The organism is Pseudomonadales bacterium (genome assembly GCA_041395945.1).
Lineage (GTDB): Bacteria > Pseudomonadota > Gammaproteobacteria > Pseudomonadales > Azotimanducaceae > SZUA-309.
In genome coordinates this window covers 499,475-516,843 of sequence record JAWKZN010000002.1, presented here as the reverse complement: position 1 = coordinate 516,843, position 17,369 = coordinate 499,475, and the positions used below count along the sequence as shown (strand labels likewise).

The window sequence follows — 17,369 nt, the reverse complement described above, 5'->3', positions numbered from 1 at the left end:
CTGAGGCGACGGCGGCTACTGCTCGTCTTCAGAAGACTCGAAATCCCCTTCGGTCGGTGAAAGTTCGCCGAACAGCCCACCGGTTGGCAGATCCGGTTTGAACTGGATGTGGCAGCCTTCGCAGATCTCCACGATGTCGCTGCCGATGACATCTATGCTCACGATGTCCCGGGCAGCCACCGCATCCACGGCGCGCTTTCCAGCGAACTGGAGGTTCTTCGACCAGGTATTCCAGGCAGGATTACTGGTCCAGGTCTCATCCATCGGGCCGGTACCTGGAATCATCAGCAGGGCGCCGGCGATTTCGAGCTGGTAGGCCATCCGTTCCAGGTTGCGCCAGTCAGCGTCTGTCTGAGGATTACGCCAGGCGGCCCGCCATATCGGATCGGCGGAGTGATTAACCAGAGCCACCATCACCTCGTTGAGACTCACAGGAAGACGTGCTGCCGGTGCTGAGGATGCCGGTGCCGGCGTTGGCTGCACCGGCGCCGCAGCCGCAGGATCGGGAGCCTGTGCCCGATCACAGCCGGTCAGCAGCAGTGCGGCCAGCAGGCCGGCACAGATGACCGGCCTCATTAGTGATCGTGAAACCTGCATACTCATGCTCCTCGAAAAGTTCGACATCATTTGAGGCTAGTCCTGCGGGTGTTGTGCAGACACCCGGAGATTCCCGTAGCGCCGGGCGGAGGTGTTCGGCCAGGCAATTCGGCCGGGAAGTTCGGAAAGAGGTTGATCAGAGCGTGGCCCGTCCCCGATCACGCTCGATGATTCTTTCCGAGGTTCCTGATCGAGCGCCCAACCCACAACCCATCGAAGTTCTGCGCGAGGTCTTAGTGCACCCCTGCCACCCGCCTGCTTCGAACAATCCAACCGATTGCACGATTCCCCTGGTCCGGGCTATCGCGCTCGCTTCGAACGCACTTCGCCGATTGCCGGACGGCGGCGAGCTGAAGTTCAGACGCCGGTTTCAGTCACCGTCTCGCCGAGCGCACGCGCCCGGCTGAGACGCGAGGCTTCGTCTTTCGGCAGGTGGCGCCAGGCGAGTGTCAGAAACACAAGCGTCAATGCGAAGATCAGCATTGCGGTGGCAATTGCTGCGCGCAGGGCGCTGGCGGGATCCATGCCGGTGGCTCCGAAGCCATCCGACAGCATGCCCATCGCATAGGGTCCCAGGGCCAGTCCGATGAAAGTGTTGACCAGAATGTAGTAGGCGCCCGCAACCGCCCGCATGCGCGGCAGTACCAGATCGGCGGCGGTGCTGGGTGGTACGCCGGGCCAGGAGGCGCTGAACAGATGGTGGGTGAAATTGAGTACGAAGGCGGTCATGAGACTTTCGGTGTAGATCATCCAGAGCACAAGCGGTGCGGTACCCAGCACGGCGACATAACCGATGATCAGACGGCCCGCTGGATGCCGCCGCTTGCACCAGTCGCTGAATGCGCCGCCCAGGGTAACGCCGAGCAGACCACCCAGCGCGCTGCCGAGGCCGATGTAGAGACCGACTTCGGCCGGACTGGTGTCGTGCACGCGCAGCAGCAATGGTGCGGTCCAGAAACCAACACCGTAGGTTACGAAGGAGATCGTCGGAAAAGCGATCATGGTGTAACGCATGGCCCTGGATTTGAAGATCATGCCGAAAGCAACCGGGTCCCTTCCGGCGAGGGACTGGCCCCAGGAGAAGACGATGTAGGCACCGGCGCCGAGCGCGATCCACTGGGCGATGCTGCCGGTGAGATACATCAGCAGGCCGGATACGCCGGCAATGATGGCAGCCGCCAGAGCGTTGCGCGGCAGTGAGGCGCCACTGCGTCGTAACCCGGGCAGATTGAACAGCGGCAGCATGGACATCATTTCGGTGGCGAGCACCGACCAGGGCGCCTTGTGCTCCTCGCTGACGATGCCCTCACTCACGCCGCGGCGCGGTTCCCGCAGGGTACGCACCCAGGCCGCCATGAGAATCCCGGGTACACCCACAGCCATGAAGGCGACGTGCCACCCTTTCAGCCCGAATGGCGCCTGCTCAGCGATCGGATAGGCGTCGCCCCAGGTGTTGAGAATGAGTCCGCCGAGAAACAGCCCGATACCACCGCCGATGTATACGCCGCTGGAATAGATGGCGATGACCGTGGCCCGCACCCGGGTCGGGTAGTAGTCGGCAAGCATGGAGTAGGCAGCGGGCGAGGCACTGGCTTCGCCGATCCCCACCCCGATCCGGAACAGCGCCAGCACGGGAAAGGAGCGGGCGAAGCCGGAAAGCGCGGTCATCAGGCTCCAGAACAGCAGACCGATGCTGATGAGACTGCGTCGTACCCAGACGTCCGCGAAGCGCGCCAGTGGAATACCGAACACGGCGTAGAACACGGCGAAGACGGTGCCGTAGAGGAATCCCATCTGTGCGTCGGTGACGCCGAGATCGGCCTGAATGTCCTGGGTCAGGATAGACAGGATGTTGCGATCAATGAAATTGAAGACGTAGACGATCACCAGCACGAACAGTACGTAGTGCGAGTACCAGCCACCCACCCGGGTTTTATTCCTGTCGCTCACTCTCTCCTCCAAGTTCTGCAACCCCTCCCCAGGGGAACGCGCGGTCAGAGCAGTATCGGTCCTGCCGCGGACCAGTCTACGGGAAGCTCAGTGCGATTACCGTTTTGTCCCGGGTGCTGTGGAAACGACGGGAATCCCGTTCGCAGCAGATCGTGTCGGTGTACCCCGTTGCCACCAGCCGGGCTGGGCGCGGCGCAGACCCGGCACCAGCAGCCAGCTGGCTGCGGCAAACAGCATGCTCAGCACCACGATTACCTGGAAGGCGGCGGGTTCGCTGATATCCGCCTGCAGCCACTCGTAGAGATAACCACCGATGGCTTCACTGATCGAGGCCGCGAAGTTGGTGATGGCCATGATCAGCGAAAACAGGGTCGCTGCCAGAACCACCGGCACCACCCGGGCGGCGAGATCGAGCTGGATCAGCATCCCGGTCATGTAGGCGAATCCGGCGACTACAGAGATCAGGTAAGCCTGGGCCGGTGTCTCCATCTGCCAGTACACGAGATTGGCAAGGATGCCGGTGATGATCGAGGCGTGCAGCAGCATGCCCATGCGAACCCGGCGGCAGTACCAGGCGTAGCCCAGGCTTGCGAGCACACATCCCGCCGAGAACAGTGAATAGGTATTGCCGTACACCTGCTCGGAAAAGCTCAATGCGTCTGTCATGTGCAGGTAAAGCACAGAGACCCAGAGTGGATTCATGCTCCAGAGGAACTGGATGCCGATCACTGACAGCAGGCCGGGCACGGCGAGCGCATTGCGCAGGCTCTGCAGACTGTGTGGCGCCCTGGGTTCCACCGGCTCATCGGCGTAGCGCCAGGCGAGCAGGAAGGATGCGCCCCAGAGCAGCGCGCAGAGACCGAAGGCAGTTTCCTGCAGACCGTGCTCTGCCAGATAGCCGGCCGTTACTCCGGTGAGCAGCAGTGCGGCGTACACGGCCGCCCACTGCACGGACTGGAACCGGCCGGTCAGTCCCAGGGGCTGACCGCGCTCGATCATCAGGGCGTCCACGAGCACATCGCCGAAGGCGATGCCCAGCGTAGGCACAAGCAGAAGCACCATGAGCAGCCAGACACTGCCGGCAGGCAATGGCACCAGCCACAGCACCAGCAGCCCGAGAGCGGCGCTGGCGGTTGCGATCAGCAGATAGCTGCGGCGTCTCGAACCGAAGAAGGGGACGTAGTCCGACAGCAGGCCGAAGATGGGTTTGAGCGTCCATGGCACGGCAAGCAGTGCCATGAAGCCGGCAATTGCGCCGGGCGATTCCCCCCAGGTTTTCAGCAGGGATCGAACAGGTTGAGCTATCAGTCCGGAAGTGGGATCTCCGACACCCTGCACGAAATACATGAGTGCAAAAAATGTTGCGAGACCAGTGACAAACCTGTTGGAACTGGCATCATGTGCGTCGCCATGGGTGCGACCGAACACTAGAAGCCAGCCCGGGAAAGGTTCCGGATCCCGGAGCGACCCGGACACTGGTACTCGGTGGTGACCTCCCTCGAATGGCAGGTCGGGCACAGTGATGTAGCCCGTGTGATCAAATGATTGATTCGGAGTTCCTTAACAGTGAACAAACGACCTGCGACGTCCGACGCTCTGATGACGGAGGAAGACGAACCTCCCTCGCCCAGGCCGGCGACAAACCCTCTCCTCATTTCCGTCCGCAATGCTACCATCCACACCGGTCCGCACGTCCACCGGGACATCCCGGCCGGTTTCGATCGCTCCAGAGTGCGGGGCCGCACCCCCAAAGAAAGCCGCCGTGTGAAGCTGTTCCGGCGCGCCCACTATCCGACTGTCACAGACTCTGAATGGAACGACTGGCGCTGGCAGTCCCGCCATCGCGTCCGCAATCTTGCCCAGCTCGAGGGACTCATTGAGCTTTCTGCGGATGAGCGCAAGGCGCTCTCCGAAGCTGGCTCGATGCTGCCCCTCGGCATCACGCCCTACTACATGAGCCTTATGGATCCGGTGGATGCCGGGGAAGCGCTGCGTCGCACGGTCATCCCGACAACGAGAGAGTTCCTTCGCCTGCCCGGTGAGGCAGACGACCCGCTGGGGGAGGACGGCCACAGCCCGGTGCCGGGGCTCGTGCATCGCTATCCGGACCGGGTGCTGTTCCTGGCGCTGGATTTCTGCACGACCTACTGCCGCTACTGCACCCGCTCCCGGGTGGTCGGACATGGTGAACTGGCGCCTTCTGAGGCACGCCTCGAAGCGATGTTCTCCTATATCCGCGCGCATTCCGAGATTCGCGATGTGCTCATATCCGGCGGCGATCCGCTGTCCCTGGCGGATGACAAGCTCGACCACATCCTCGGCAAACTGCGGGAAATTCCCCATGTGGAATTCATCCGCATCGGCACCAAGATGCCGGCCGTGCTGCCCCAGCGCATCACACCGAATCTGGTCCGCATCCTGCGCAAGCATCACCCGATCTGGATGAGCCTGCACTTTCTGCACCCGTCCGAGTGCACGTGGGAGTCATTCACGGCCTGTGCGAGACTGTCCGATGCCGGAATTCCCCTGGGTTCGCAGACCGTGCTGCTCAAAGGGGTGAATGACAGTGTGCCGGTGATGAAGGATCTGATGCACCGCATGCTGCTGATGCGGGTTCGTCCTTATTATCTCTATCAGTGCGATCCGATTTCCGGCTCGGCACATTTCCGCACCAGCATCCAGACCGGTCTGGACATCATCGAAGGCCTGCGAGGTCACACAACAGGGTATGGTGTACCGACCTATGTGGTGGATGCACCTGGCGGTGGCGGCAAGATCCCGCTGCAGCCCCGGTATCTGGTGGGTCGTGATGGTGACGATGTGGTTTTGCGCAACTACGAGATGCACGAGTACCGCTATCGGGACGTGCAGGGCGTAGCGGGGGGTTGATCATGAAAGCAGAAGCGGCTTTGCACATCGGCCTCACCTACGACCTGCGCGATGAGTACCTGGCCCAGGGGTACAGCGAGGAGGAAACTGCCGAGTTCGATCAGCCGGGTACCATCGATGCGCTCGGTAATGCCCTGGAAGCACTCGGCTACCGTGTCGATCGCATCGGCAATGCGGTGGCACTGATGCAGCGGCTGTCGGCGGGCGGGCGCTGGGATCTGGTGTTCAACATTGCGGAAGGCCTGAATGGCTATGGCCGGGAGGCCCAGGTACCAGCCATTCTGGATGTGTATGGAATTCCCTACACCTTTGGTGATCCCCTCACCGCCTCGGTGTGTCTTCACAAAGCCTGGGCGAAGACGCTGGTGGCTGCGGTCGGTGTGCGGACGGCTCAACACCAGGTCATCAGCCGCATCAGGGATTGCGGCGATTTCAGGCTGCCACTCCCCGTGCTGCTCAAACCGATTGCTGAAGGCACCGGTAAGGGGGTGACACCGGAGTCGGTGATCACCGATCCGAAACAACTCGCGCCTGCAGCGAAGGCGATGCTGGCCCGCTACAGGCAGCCGGTGCTGGTCGAGGAGTTTCTGCCGGGTCGGGAATTTACGGTTGGCATCCTCGGCACGGGGACAAACGCCCGGGTGCTGGGTTCTCTTGAAATCAGACTCCGTGACGAAGCGGAACAGGGTGTGTACTCCTACGTCAACAAAGAGCAGTGCGAGTCCCTGGTGGACTATCCCTATGTCTGCGACGAACCGGTGGTCGAAGAGGCGCAGGCCATTGCGCTGAAAGCCTGGATTGCGCTGGGCTGCCGCGACGGCGGCCGGGTGGACCTGCGTTGTGACAGTGAAGGCCGGCCCGTTTTCATGGAAGTCAATCCGCTGGCGGGACTGCATCCGACCCATTCGGACCTGCCGATGCTGGCGACGGCGATCGGGATGCCCTATGTGGAACTGATCCGGGAAATCGTCGAGTCAGCGGCGGAACGTGTCGCCGGACGCCGCGCACCGGCGGATTCTCAGGCCGCGTAGTGGATGCTCAGGGGTAGCCGGATGATCAGAATCACTGCAGTGGTTTGTCCTGCGGCGGATGTCTGATGGGTGTGCTCATTCTGCACGATGCGGTGCCGCCGGACGCAGCACCCGAAGTGGTCGACACTCTCAAACAGGCGTGTGAGGTAGAAGCCGCCCTGCGCGCGGAAGGTGTCGATGCGCAGAGGCTGCCGGTCGGCGGCAATCTCGATGACCTCCAGCGGCAGCTGTGCGATTCCCGTCCGACTGTCGTATTCAATCTGGTCGAGTCCATAGCCGGCGCGGACGGCGCCGCCGTCGCAGTGCCTGCATTGCTCGACAGTCTCGGCATCGCCTACACCGGATCAAACGCTGCGGCCCAGGCGCTGGCGAATGACAAGTGCATGGCGAAAGCCTTCATGCGTCGGGCCGGTCTGCCGACGGCGAACTGGTATCCCGGTGTGGACGGGTTTGTGCCGGGCGTCTATCTGATCAAAACCCGTTTCGAGCACGGCTCCTGCGGCATTGATGATGAGGCGGTGCGCAGGTTCGATCACGAATTCGATCTGCAGCAGGCGGTGTCCGCGCGGCAGCAGACCCTGGGCCGCCCGTGTTTTGCGGAGGGTTATCTCGAAGGTCGGGAATTCAACCTGTCTGTCATCGAGTGGCACGATGGGTTGCGGGTGCTGCCTGCGGCAGAGATTGATTTCTCAGCGTTTGCACCAGGCAAGCCGCGCATCGTCGGCTATCGGGCCAAGTGGGTGGAAGACAGTTTCGAATACGCTTACACGCCGCGACTGTTTCCCGAACTCACTGCAGGTCTGAGCCGGCGCCTGATCGAGTTGAGCGAGGCCTGTTTCAGGCTTTTCGGCCTGGCGGGCTACGCGCGGGTCGACTTCCGCCTCGATTCGGCGGGCGAGCCGGTCATACTCGAAGTGAATCCCAATCCCTGTCTGGCACGCGATGCGGGTTTTGTCGCGGCGTTAACCAAGGCCGACATCCCTTTTAAAGAGGCGATGGGCCATCTCGTGAGTCGAGCGACATGTTTCGAATAAGAACCATCCATGACGACATCCATCCTGCCAATCACCAGGCCATTCTCGATGTGGAGGCGATTCTCAAGGATCAGTTCCCCGGGCTGACGGGTGAAGAGATCAAGGCGGTGCGGGAACAGCTGGTGAACCCCTTCGCCAAACGCTTTAAAACCCTGCTTTACGTGGCGGAAGACGGGCGCAGCCATGTGCAGGGATTCGCCATTCTGATGAATGATCCGGTCGCGAAATTCTGTTATCTGGATTTTGTGGCCGCCCGCAAAGGCCTCACCAGTCAGGGAATCGGTGGTGCGCTCTATCAGCGGCTGCGTGATGAGGCCAGAGAACTGGGTGCTCAGGGTCTGTTTTTCGAGTGCGCGCCTGATCAGGCGAGTCTAGTGAGTGACGAAGCACTGTTGTCACCGAACCGTGCCCGGTTGAGGTTCTATGCCCAGTGGGGCGCTTATCCCATCGTGAACACGGCATATGAAACACCGGTCACACCCGGTGACAAGGACGCCCCCTACCTGGTTTACGACGGGCTCGATCGGGTCGAGCCCCTCAGTCGTGCCACTTTGAAGAAGGTGGTGCGGGCCATACTGGAGCGCAAGTATGCGAGCCATTGCCCGCCTGAATACGTTGAACGGGTCGTCAAATCCATCAGGGATGATCCGGTGCAGTTGCGTAAACCGAAAGCCGGCGCGGCAACCGTACTGAAACGAGCCGAGCATCGGCCCGCCTCCATCATCGTCAACGAAAAGCACGCGATTCATCACGTCAGGGACAGAGGCTATGTGGAGGCGCCTGTGCGGATCCGGGCGATCCTCGGGCCGCTCGAAGGCACCGGCTATTTCGACAAGGTGACAGCGAAGGACTTCGGGGAATCACACATCACCGCGGTGCACGATGCAGGCCTGGTGAGTTACATCGCCAGGGCCAGCAAGGGTGTGACCCAGGAGAAATCTGTCTACCCCTATGTGTTCCCGATCCGCAACGCGGCAAAACCGCCTCAGGATCTTTCGATCAAGGCCGGCTACTACTGTATCGACACTTTTACGCCGCTCAATGAACCTGCCTACCTTGCCGCACGGGAGTCGGTCGACTGTGCCATGACGGGCGCCACTCTGATTGCGGGCGGTGCGCGGTTTGCATATGCACTGGTCCGTCCGCCGGGACACCACGCCGAGCATCGGGTGTATGGCGGTTTCTGCTACTTCAACAATGCGGCGATCGCAGCCCATCATCTGTCTGCCTTTGGCCGGGTCGCCATGCTCGATGTGGACTACCACCATGGCAACGGTCAGCAGGACATCTTCTACCAGCGACCTGATGTGTTCACGGTTTCCATTCACGGTCACCCGCGCTTCGCCTATCCCTACTTTTCCGGCTACGACGAAGAGCGGGGTGAAGGGGAGGGTGAGGGGTTCAATGTGAATATCCCGCTGCCGGAACACATCACTTCTGAGCGCTACCATAAAGCGCTCGAACAGGGTCTGAAGAAAATCGCCGCATTCCGCCCCGATTATCTGGTGGTGTCACTCGGTTTCGACACAGCCCGCGGTGATCCGACCGGCTCCTGGGCACTCACACCGGCGGACTTCGAACAGAACGGCAGGATGATCCGTTCTCTGCGGGTACCGACCCTCATCGTGCAGGAAGGCGGATACCGCACCCGGACTCTGGGTACCAATGCCCGCCGGTTCTTCTCTGGCTTTTTCGAGGATGGCAGGGGCATGCGCTCAGCTCCGAAGGCCAGAGAGAAAATCGCAGTGAAAGAGAAAGCCAGGGTGAAAGAGAAAGCCGGGTCGGCGCCGAAAAAGCCGTCGAAAAAATCCTGATGTCCGCGGCGGTCACACTGCGTGATGTCGCGCGAGCCAGTGATGGTCCGATCATTCATGATCTGGTCGTTGCGACCGGAGTTTTTCATCCCAATGAAATTCCCGTGGCTGTCGAGTTGCTCGATGTCCGCATGGCGAAGGGCGCAAGTTCCGGCTACGACTTCCTGTTTGCCGAAATGGATCAGGCGGTGGTGGGTTACGCCTGCTACGGACTCAACGAGATGACCGAGAGCTCCTGGGAACTCTACTGGATCGCAGTCGACCCCTCCCGGCAGGGCAAGGGCATCGGCCGCACGATCATGGACGAGGTGCACCGGCGCATCGCCTTGAGCGGCGGTGGCCGCATCTGTCTGGACACCAGCGGCCGCGCGGACTATGAGCCGACCAGAGCCTTCTATCTGGCCAATGGGTATCGGGAGGTCGCGCGACTGGACGACTACTACGCACCCGGCGATGCGAAGGTCATTCTGCAGCGGGATGTCGATCCGGTGTAAAGGGCCTGGGCCTCGTCTGCGGATGCTGAGAGGTTCTAGACGACTTCTTCCAGCCACCTGACGGCGGCTGCTTCCTCACGGAAAGTCTGCGCCTCGACCGGCACACCGGAAGAGAGCCCGGAGAGCATGCGCAGCATGCCCCAATGGTAGTCCGAATCGCCAACCACCATCGCCCAGCGGGCCCCGGCGAGGGCGGTCCGGAATTTGTTGAGCACGCTGGTTGTCACCTCGATCTGATCGCGCTGAATCACCCGTGTGACGCCCGTGTGATCAGAAAGCACGTTGTATCCTGGTTTGAAATCCGGGTCGGTCAGAGCCTGGGTGATCGCTGCGATGATCTCTGCGGTGGAGAACTCACCCCAGATTCTGAAGAAGACGTATCGACGTTCCCTGTCGATCCTGTGAGAAATTGGCATACCTGCCTGCCTTAGCGGGTTCAGGCCCATCCTAGGTCATGAGGGTGCACTGGGCCAGCCGGACTCAGACATCTTTCTCCCGGGTCGGTGTTGCGCTCCTGTCGCCGGTCTGCACGGCGGGTGGTTCGGAGTCGGCGATGGCTTTCGGCAATCTGACGGCGCGCCGTGCGATGGGTTCGAGAAGGATGGGTTCGATCGCCGGCAGCAGTTCGCGGATGATGCGTTCGCCATCCGTGCTGTCCACCATGGCGGTGAGTATGTAGTTGCGCCAGCCCTTGCCCTTCACCCACACCGAGTCCGAATGCCAGGTACGCCAGGTACCGGATTTACGATACAGAGTTGCCTCAGGTGCCCGCTTCTTGATGGCATAGACAAACTTGTGGTTCAGATGGGGATCGGACATATCGTCCATCATCTGCTGTGTCCATTTCGGACCAACCAGCTTCTCGGTGGCCAGCAGATAGTAGAAACGGCAGATCTGGGTTGCCGTGGCGCCATGAGAGATGCCGTGCATCGGGTCCGGCAGGCGCCGGCCTTCTTTGGCATAGCGCTTGCCCACCCACAAGCCGCCGCCCCGGGACTCGTCATAGAGATCGTATTTGGGATCCATGAGGATTTCGTCAATTCGCTCCATGCCGATCCGGTCGATCATGCGGGTGGCGGCGGAGTTGCTCGAGACCCGGATCATGTCCGCCATGTCTTTGCGGACGTCGGGTGTGTCGGGCAGTGTGCCGGCTTCAAGGGAGACATAGGCGGCCAGCAGAATGGCAATCTTCGGCAGGCTGGCCGCATACATCATCTCGTTGCCGTTGACCCGGGCGAAGCGCGGCTCCGGCCCGGACAGATCGACGACGCCAATCGACATGCGCTTGTCGCGTATCAGTTTGCTCCAGCCGGGATTGCCGGCCATGACCGCGTCCAGACTTTCCTGGAGCTCCGGATTGACGTGCTCATAGAGCGGAGCCCAGTCACCTTCGGCCCAAGCGCCGGTGCACCAGAAGAGTGCGCTGCACAGGAGGGAACTGCACAGCAGAGCGGTGAAACGACGATCAGACGGCATCAAAAGCTCCTTGGCGCCCGACGGCGCCCTGTTCAGGCGCCCTGGGGGGCGGCCACTGCGCTGTCGGTACGCCCCGCCCAGCGCCTGTTTTCCCTTACCAGATAGAACGCTAGAGCCACCCACAGACACACCAGCACCACATTGAGCTGGAAGTACTGCACCACCTGCATCTCAAACAACCTTGTCCCCAGCAGCACGGTCAGTGCTGCCAGACCGTCACCAATGCGCACGAAGAGGGTATCGATGGCGGGTTTGGCTTTGTAGAGCATGGTCTTGGTGGTAGGCAGCCAGAGCATGTGCCTGGCTGTATTGTTCAGCGAGTAGTTGGTGGCGTTCTCCGCGATCTTCATGGCTTTCAGGACGGCGATCAGCGGGCTCAGCGCCATGCTGAAGTAGGCGACGAAGGACACGACCGGCGTGACGAGCAGCACGGCTGAGATGCCGCCGATGCGTACCAGGCGCGAGACCACGAAGGCCTGCAGCAGCAGCCCGAGCAGATTCACCCAGAAATAGAGGTCGCCATAGAAGGCGGTAGTCGCCGTGTTGATCAGGGTCGAGTAGCCGGCAGTGCCCTGTGCAGCGGCATGCTGTTCCGCCAGGGCCTGCTGCACTGCCGCGAAGAGTATGTTGTCGCCGTTCGCCACTACCCAGTTGAAGGTCAGGGTCAGCAGCGCGATGGCAGTCAGATAGTGGTGCCGGGTGATGAGCTGGAAGCCGGTTTCTGTGCCCGGGGCCGCCGGTTCCGACCAGCGCGTCTCGGTTGCCGAGGAAGGCTTCCCGGAGGCACCACGCCGATCGGCGATGCGGGCCAGCAGCATGGCCGCGGCAAGAGGAACTGTCGCCAGCAGCACCAGGTCTGCGGCATTCAGCCAGTCGCTGCGGATGAGCCGTTCACCTGCCCAGGCGCCCACGGTGGCACCTGCAGAGGCGCCGATGGCGACCAGGGGGAACAGGCGTGTACCGCGTTCCTCGCCGTACACATCGGAGGCAAAAGACCAGAACTGGGCGACCAGGGTGACGCCGAAGATGCCGACGAACAGGTAGAAGGCGACACCGACCACGGCGTTTACAGGTACCAGCATGTCCGGCTGCAGCAGCCAGAATACGCACAGCAGCAGGGCGAAGGTACCGCCCACCCGGTTGATGAGTTTGCGTCGCGGCAGTCGTGCGGCGAAGGTCGCGTACAGCGGCAGTATGATGATCAGCAGCAGACTCTGGGCGAACGCCGAGTAGGCTTTGACTTCGAGTTTACTCAGACCGGTGATGTCCGATATCGACAGCCAGCCTTCGCGCACGGGCTTGATGAAGTAGTAGGCCATCAGCACGAGAAAAACGTTGGCAAGCAGCAGCAGGCTGGTTGTGCCCTCCCGGCCTTCCACGGGTGCGAACAGCCGCAGGACCCGGTCGAGCCGACTGACCGTAAAGGGTGGGGAAGGGTTACTCACAGCGCACAAAAACGCCCACAGAGCGATTGACGGATACTGTAGGATCCGCGCCGGTGTGAATCAGAAGTGCGTCACGCATTGGAAGCGACATGGTGAATCGGGCGGAAATCCGTGAAAGCGGCGAAAAAGCCGGCAGGCATTTGAGCATAGGTCCCCCGCCCCCGCAATCTCCGGGAAACGCCTGTCGGGCGGGATTTCCCGGGTATATTCTGTTTCTTGTGGTCTGGCTGGCGTTTTTTCCCTGCAGTTCGCTGGGAGCAACAACCGAACTCACGGGTGTCGCGGCACAGCCGGTCTGGTCAGACAATCCGATGCGCACCCCGGAGCTGGTGGTGATCGAGGAAGCCCGTGCACTGGTAGCGGGGATGATCCGCAGCTCGCGCGGACCCTACCGGCGGATCCGCTGGTTCTGTGAAGACGGCAGTGTGCTGCCACCCCGGCCTTATGCCTGCCGGGAACTGGGAGGTGGGCGGCAGCATGCGGAGTACTCCAGTGAACGGGAACGACTGGCCGAACTCGGCTGGGCGGTCGGCACGGTCTTCGCCGCGCTCGACTTCGAAGAGTTCTGGGATGCGGGAGGTGGACAGTCCCGCCTGCGTCAGCTGCCGATCGAGCGATTCCTGATCGACACCCAGGATGGCTGGGTCATGCGTGAAGCCCGCTACTACCGGGGCCATATTCAGATCGAGGACGAAACCGCCGCTGGCCGGCTGCTGCTGCTTGCCCTGCTCGAACAGCGGGAGTGGGTAATGGAGAACTACCTTCTTACCCGGGAAACCGCGCGCGCCGTACCCCATGGCTTTGATACCGATCGCAGCCGGGAGATCCGCAGACTGGCCCAGGTAATCGCCGAGCGCGCGCCCGGCTTCGAACGCTGGCGGATAGAGGTTCACACCAATCCGTCTTTTTCCACCGCCGGGCGGATACAGGAGTGGCTGACCGGCTATGTCCTCGAGGCCGAAGCCCAGCCCGAGGTGATCACGGATGCACAGACGCTGATCAGCTTGCTGGTCGAGTCCTATGACGCGGCGGGTCGTCACGCGCGGCTCGTGGAAACCCGCACACGGCTGCAGCGGCGGGTGGCGCTGGCCGATGTCGCGCGCGCGGTTGCCGGTCTCGAGGTGCTGGAGGTCGGCATGCGGCTGGGACGGCTGGGCGAACTCCTGGCCGCCATGCGTGGCCTTGTTGAGGGGGACCTGCGCCCGGCAGACAAGCTGGAACTGCTGGATCTGATGCCGGATCTGGAACTCGAGACCCGGCTGCTGACCGCTGAGCTGCTCGCGGAGCCGGATCTGCGACGTCGTGATTATCTGCTGGCCGCGCGGGCGCTGGTGGCCGCCTCTTATGGCACCGGGTTCCTCTCGGCGGGGGAGCGCCGGGCGCTGGACACCCAGCTCGATCGCACCCGTCAGGCGGACCTCACGCTGCCGGTGTATCAGGAAGTGCTGGGCAGCCTTACCCTGGCGATGGGCTGGGGTGCCGGCACGCTGCGTCACAGTCTCGCGGAAGCGCTTAGCCGCTATGTTGTGCTGGAGCCGGCCAGTGCCGGAGTCATGGACGATGTGCTCCGCGGTTCGGTGTTGCTGTCGCTGGCCGATGTGCTGCAACCCCTGTATGCCGACGTGGCACAGCTCAGCGGTGTCCGGCGCAGTATCGATGGACGTCCTGCACCCGGACTGATCGCGCTGAATCCGGGTTATTCCCGGGGCCGTCTGCGCATCATCGGGGAGAGCGAATCGGTGCCTGCGGACGTCGTCCGCACGGACATCGTGCTGCTGACCCAGACCAGCGCAGAACTGCCGCCCGTTGCCGGGGTGCTGACCCGGGGCGAAGGTAACCTCCTCTCCCATGTGCAGCTGCTGGCCCGGAATTTCGGTATTCCCAACATTGCCATGGGTGAGCGGGAGGCCGGTCAGCTCGCCGTGCATGAAGGCGCTCAGATCGAGATCATCGCTGCGAGTGATGGTTCGGTGCTGATCCGACCGCTGGTTGCAGATGGGACAGCGACTGCTGATCCTGCAGCGACCGCTGCCAACGCAGCGACCGCCGGCCGGCCCGCCGGTTCCGCTGAGCGGATGGAACTTACCGTGCCGCTGCCCGACCTCAGTGTGCGATCGCCACTGCCACTGGCTGATCTGAACCGCACTCTCTCCGGCAGGGTGGTCGGACCCAAGGCGGCCAATCTCGGCGAGCTCAACCGTACTTTCCCGGGCCGGGTGGCGCCTGCGATCGCACTGCCCTTCGGACTGTTTGCCGATCATGTCGGGGCCGGCAACGATTCGCCGCTCGCGCAGCTCGCACAGATTTATGCCCGGGCCCGGGCGGGTGGACTCACCGGGTCGGAACTGACGGATGCGCTTGCCGGCGTGCGGGAGCAGATTGCCCGGGTGACTTTGAGCGAACGTGCGAAGTCAGAACTGCTGCCGATGATGGAGCGGGAGTTCGGTCCGCCTGGCAGCTACGGTGTGTTCATACGATCCGATACCAATGTGGAAGACCTGCCCGGATTCACCGGTGCGGGACTGTCGGAAACGGTGCCCAATGTGCGTGGCCTCGAGGCTCAGCTCGCGGTGGTGCCCCGGGTGTGGGGTTCGGTTTTGAGCCCCCGGGCCATTGCCTGGCGTTCCGATCTGCTGACCAATCCGGCGGACGTATTTGCCTCGGTGCTGCTGATGAAGAGCGTGCCGGCAGACAAGTCAGGTGTGCTGGTCACAACCGATCTTGCCGGGCGCGGTGAGGGACTCACGGTGTCGACAGCCTGGGGTGTGGGTGGTGCGGTTGCCGGTGAAGCGGCGGAAACCATTGTGCTGCTGCCGGGTGGTGAGGAGCGGCTGCTGTCGGAGGCCAAGGCTCCGCTGCGGCGTTATCTGGCGGACGCCGGTGGCGTGGGCTGGGCGCGCGCGCCTTCGGGCGCTGTGCTCACGCCGCAGGAGAAGGCCGTGCTCCGTGTGCTGGCCAGTGAAGTGACTGACGCTTACAGGCCGATGACGGATCCGGAAGGGCGTGAACTGCCCTGGGATATCGAGTTCGGATTCGTCAGCGGCGAACTCACACTGTTCCAGATCCGCCCGCTGATCGAACGCGGCCAGCGCAGGGCCGACAGGGCGATGCTGGAGATTGCGGGACCGTCGGCCCCGGTCGCGGAGGTGGTTTACCTGGAGGAACGTCCGGTGAAATCCGGCGAGGAGCAGACACCATGAAGTCGAGCCCCGGAATTCTGAGGCAGCTGTTGCGCTCGCCGTCCACCTTGTCTGGGCTGCGCCCGCTGCGCCCGCTGCGCCCGCTGCGCCCGCTGCGTAGGCTGCATCTGCTGCTGTGTGGAATGCTCATCGGCGCCGCTCCCCAGTCACCTGTTGCTTATCCACTCGACGGTGCACAGGCGTCGGGCATCAATCGTCTGATCGGCTACCAGCAGGCACAGCTGGCAGCGAAGGGACCCAGGATCGCGAAAGGTGGCCTGCTGGGGATGGCAGACATCCATCTGAATCTCGCCGAACAGGCAGACGCGCCGATGTTTGATACCCGGCCGATGGATGCCCGGCTGCTGGAGGCCGTGGAGAGCATTTTCGCAGACCGGGATCCGAGTAACGGCTTTGTGGTCGTGGACATGTCGCAACCCGATGCGGTGGTGTGGGCCGGCGTGCGTCCCGATGTACGGCAGAATCCGGGAAGTGTCGGAAAACTGCTGCCGCTGGTGGGACTGTTCGACGCCCTCGCCCGCGCTTTCCCCGATATCGAAGATCGACGCCGTATCCTGCGTGATACCCGGGTGCTCGGCGGCGACTGGGTGCTCCTCGATGAGCATGTGGTGCCGAAGTTCGATCCCGAGACCCGCATCAACTCCTTCAGCATCCTCCAGCCGGAGGAGTCCTACAGTCTCGCCGAATGGGTGGATCACATGACGTCCGCCTCGGCCAATGCTGCGGGTTCTGTAGTCTGGCGCGAGGCGATGCTGTTGCGTCACTTCGGTAATCGCTATCCGGTGAGTGAAGAGGAATCCCGTGCTTTCTTTTCGACAACACCCAAAGGCCAGCTCGGTGCACTGAGTCAGCAGGTGGTCAATGAACCGCTTGCCGCTGCCGGCATCCGGCTTGCGGACATGCAGCAGGGTTCGATGTTCACCCGCGCCGGCAAACAGTACGTACCCGGCATCCTCAGCTACGCAACCCCCCGCACGCTGGCGCAGTTCGTCTTCAGAATGGAGCAGGGTCGCCTCGTCGATGCCTGGTCGAGTCTGGAAATGAAGCGCTATCTTTACGTGACCAAGCGTCGCTATCGTTATGCTTACGCACCTGAACTTGCGGAAGCTGCCCTGTACTTCAAGAGCGGCTCGCTCTATCAGTGCCGACCCGAGGAGGGTTACCGCTGCGGCAAGTACATGGGCAACACCAAGAACTTCATGAATGTGGTAACCATCGTGGAATGGCCTGGCACGGACACAAGGTACTTCATCACGCTGATGTCCAATGTACTGAAGGTCAACTCCGCCTGGGATCATGCCAAGCTGGCGGTTGCCATCGACGAAGCAGTGAAGACACGTGCGCCGGTGCAGGTGAAGGAAGATGGCACGGCGGCTGAAGTCAACGCCGCAGGCCAGAGTTGATGGCCGGGCGAGGACTTGGTACACAGAAAGCCTGCT

Annotated in this window: 13 protein-coding genes; 7 read left to right on the top strand and 6 right to left on the bottom strand. The window is 62.3% G+C overall.

Features of this window, described 5'->3' with window-relative positions; all coding sequences use genetic code 11:
* Nucleotides 1–15 precede the first annotated feature (15 nt).
* From R3E82_19005 to R3E82_18995, 3 genes are all read right to left on the bottom strand, one after another.
* Complete coding sequence (locus R3E82_19005; GenBank protein MEZ5552979.1) at nucleotides 16–576, bottom strand: hypothetical protein; 561 nt, start codon at nucleotides 574–576, stop codon at nucleotides 16–18.
* A gap of 378 nt (nucleotides 577–954) precedes the next feature.
* Nucleotides 955–2,547 (bottom strand): MFS transporter, encoded by a 1,593-nt coding sequence (locus R3E82_19000; protein ID MEZ5552978.1) that lies wholly within the window; start codon nucleotides 2,545–2,547, stop codon nucleotides 955–957.
* A gap of 96 nt (nucleotides 2,548–2,643) precedes the next feature.
* Nucleotides 2,644–4,023, bottom strand: a complete 1,380-nt coding sequence (locus R3E82_18995) for a hypothetical protein (GenBank protein ID MEZ5552977.1) — start codon at nucleotides 4,021–4,023, stop codon at nucleotides 2,644–2,646.
* A gap of 90 nt (nucleotides 4,024–4,113) precedes the next feature.
* Between R3E82_18995 and R3E82_18990 the strand changes: the two genes are divergently transcribed.
* The 5 genes from R3E82_18990 to R3E82_18970 all read left to right on the top strand — a co-directional run bounded on the left by R3E82_18990 (nucleotide 4,114) and on the right by R3E82_18970 (nucleotide 9,809).
* Complete coding sequence (locus R3E82_18990) at nucleotides 4,114–5,436, top strand: KamA family radical SAM protein (protein ID MEZ5552976.1); 1,323 nt, start codon at nucleotides 4,114–4,116, stop codon at nucleotides 5,434–5,436.
* 2 nt (nucleotides 5,437–5,438) lie between these two features.
* Complete coding sequence (locus tag R3E82_18985; protein ID MEZ5552975.1) at nucleotides 5,439–6,467, top strand: hypothetical protein; 1,029 nt, start codon at nucleotides 5,439–5,441, stop codon at nucleotides 6,465–6,467.
* 65 nt (nucleotides 6,468–6,532) lie between these two features.
* Nucleotides 6,533–7,501: a hypothetical protein gene (locus R3E82_18980; GenBank protein MEZ5552974.1), complete on the top strand. Its 969-nt coding sequence runs from the start codon at nucleotides 6,533–6,535 to the stop codon at nucleotides 7,499–7,501.
* Nucleotides 7,489–9,315 carry a histone deacetylase family protein gene (locus R3E82_18975; GenBank protein ID MEZ5552973.1) on the top strand — a complete coding sequence of 609 codons (1,827 nt, stop codon included), beginning with the start codon at nucleotides 7,489–7,491 and terminating at the stop codon, nucleotides 9,313–9,315. Before R3E82_18980 ends, R3E82_18975 begins: the two co-directional genes overlap by 13 nt.
* Entirely contained in the window at nucleotides 9,315–9,809 is a 495-nt protein-coding gene (locus R3E82_18970; GenBank protein MEZ5552972.1) for a GNAT family N-acetyltransferase, read from the top strand. Before R3E82_18975 ends, R3E82_18970 begins: the two co-directional genes overlap by 1 nt.
* Before the next feature lie 35 nt (nucleotides 9,810–9,844).
* On the opposite strand, the gene R3E82_18965 is transcribed toward R3E82_18970, so the two are convergent.
* The 3 genes from R3E82_18965 to R3E82_18955 form a co-directional block, all read right to left on the bottom strand.
* A complete protein-coding gene (locus R3E82_18965; protein MEZ5552971.1) occupies nucleotides 9,845–10,225 on the bottom strand; it encodes an STAS/SEC14 domain-containing protein in 381 nt (126 codons plus the stop codon).
* 64 nt (nucleotides 10,226–10,289) lie between these two features.
* Nucleotides 10,290–11,285 carry a serine hydrolase gene (locus tag R3E82_18960; GenBank protein ID MEZ5552970.1) on the bottom strand — a complete coding sequence of 332 codons (996 nt, stop codon included), beginning with the start codon at nucleotides 11,283–11,285 and terminating at the stop codon, nucleotides 10,290–10,292.
* 32 nt (nucleotides 11,286–11,317) lie between these two features.
* Nucleotides 11,318–12,730 (bottom strand): hypothetical protein, encoded by a 1,413-nt coding sequence (locus R3E82_18955; protein MEZ5552969.1) that lies wholly within the window; start codon nucleotides 12,728–12,730, stop codon nucleotides 11,318–11,320.
* 89 nt (nucleotides 12,731–12,819) lie between these two features.
* Between R3E82_18955 and R3E82_18950 the strand changes: the two genes are divergently transcribed.
* Nucleotides 12,820–15,930, top strand: a complete 3,111-nt coding sequence (locus R3E82_18950; protein ID MEZ5552968.1) for a PEP/pyruvate-binding domain-containing protein — start codon at nucleotides 12,820–12,822, stop codon at nucleotides 15,928–15,930.
* Complete coding sequence (locus tag R3E82_18945; GenBank protein MEZ5552967.1) at nucleotides 15,927–17,333, top strand: hypothetical protein; 1,407 nt, start codon at nucleotides 15,927–15,929, stop codon at nucleotides 17,331–17,333. The genes R3E82_18950 and R3E82_18945 overlap by 4 nt, the downstream gene beginning before the upstream one ends.
* The last annotated feature ends 36 nt before the right edge of the window (nucleotides 17,334–17,369 follow it).

Excerpts from the sequence above, each read along its gene's own strand:
- R3E82_19005 (MEZ5552979.1), bottom strand. The coding sequence starts at position 576 with ATGAGGCCGGTCATCTGTGCCGGCCTGCTGGCCGCACTGCTGCTGACC.
- R3E82_18965 (MEZ5552971.1), bottom strand. The coding sequence starts at position 10,225 with ATGCCAATTTCTCACAGGATCGACAGGGAACGTCGATACGTCTTCTTC.
- R3E82_18945 (MEZ5552967.1), top strand. The coding sequence starts at position 15,927 with ATGAAGTCGAGCCCCGGAATTCTGAGGCAGCTGTTGCGCTCGCCGTCC.
- R3E82_18975 (MEZ5552973.1), top strand. The coding sequence starts at position 7,489 with ATGTTTCGAATAAGAACCATCCATGACGACATCCATCCTGCCAATCAC.
- R3E82_18980 (MEZ5552974.1), top strand. The coding sequence starts at position 6,533 with ATGGGTGTGCTCATTCTGCACGATGCGGTGCCGCCGGACGCAGCACCC.
- R3E82_18985 (MEZ5552975.1), top strand. The coding sequence starts at position 5,439 with ATGAAAGCAGAAGCGGCTTTGCACATCGGCCTCACCTACGACCTGCGC.
- R3E82_18950 (MEZ5552968.1), top strand. The coding sequence starts at position 12,820 with ATGGTGAATCGGGCGGAAATCCGTGAAAGCGGCGAAAAAGCCGGCAGG.
- R3E82_18960 (MEZ5552970.1), bottom strand. The coding sequence starts at position 11,285 with ATGCCGTCTGATCGTCGTTTCACCGCTCTGCTGTGCAGTTCCCTCCTG.
- R3E82_18970 (MEZ5552972.1), top strand. The coding sequence starts at position 9,315 with ATGTCCGCGGCGGTCACACTGCGTGATGTCGCGCGAGCCAGTGATGGT.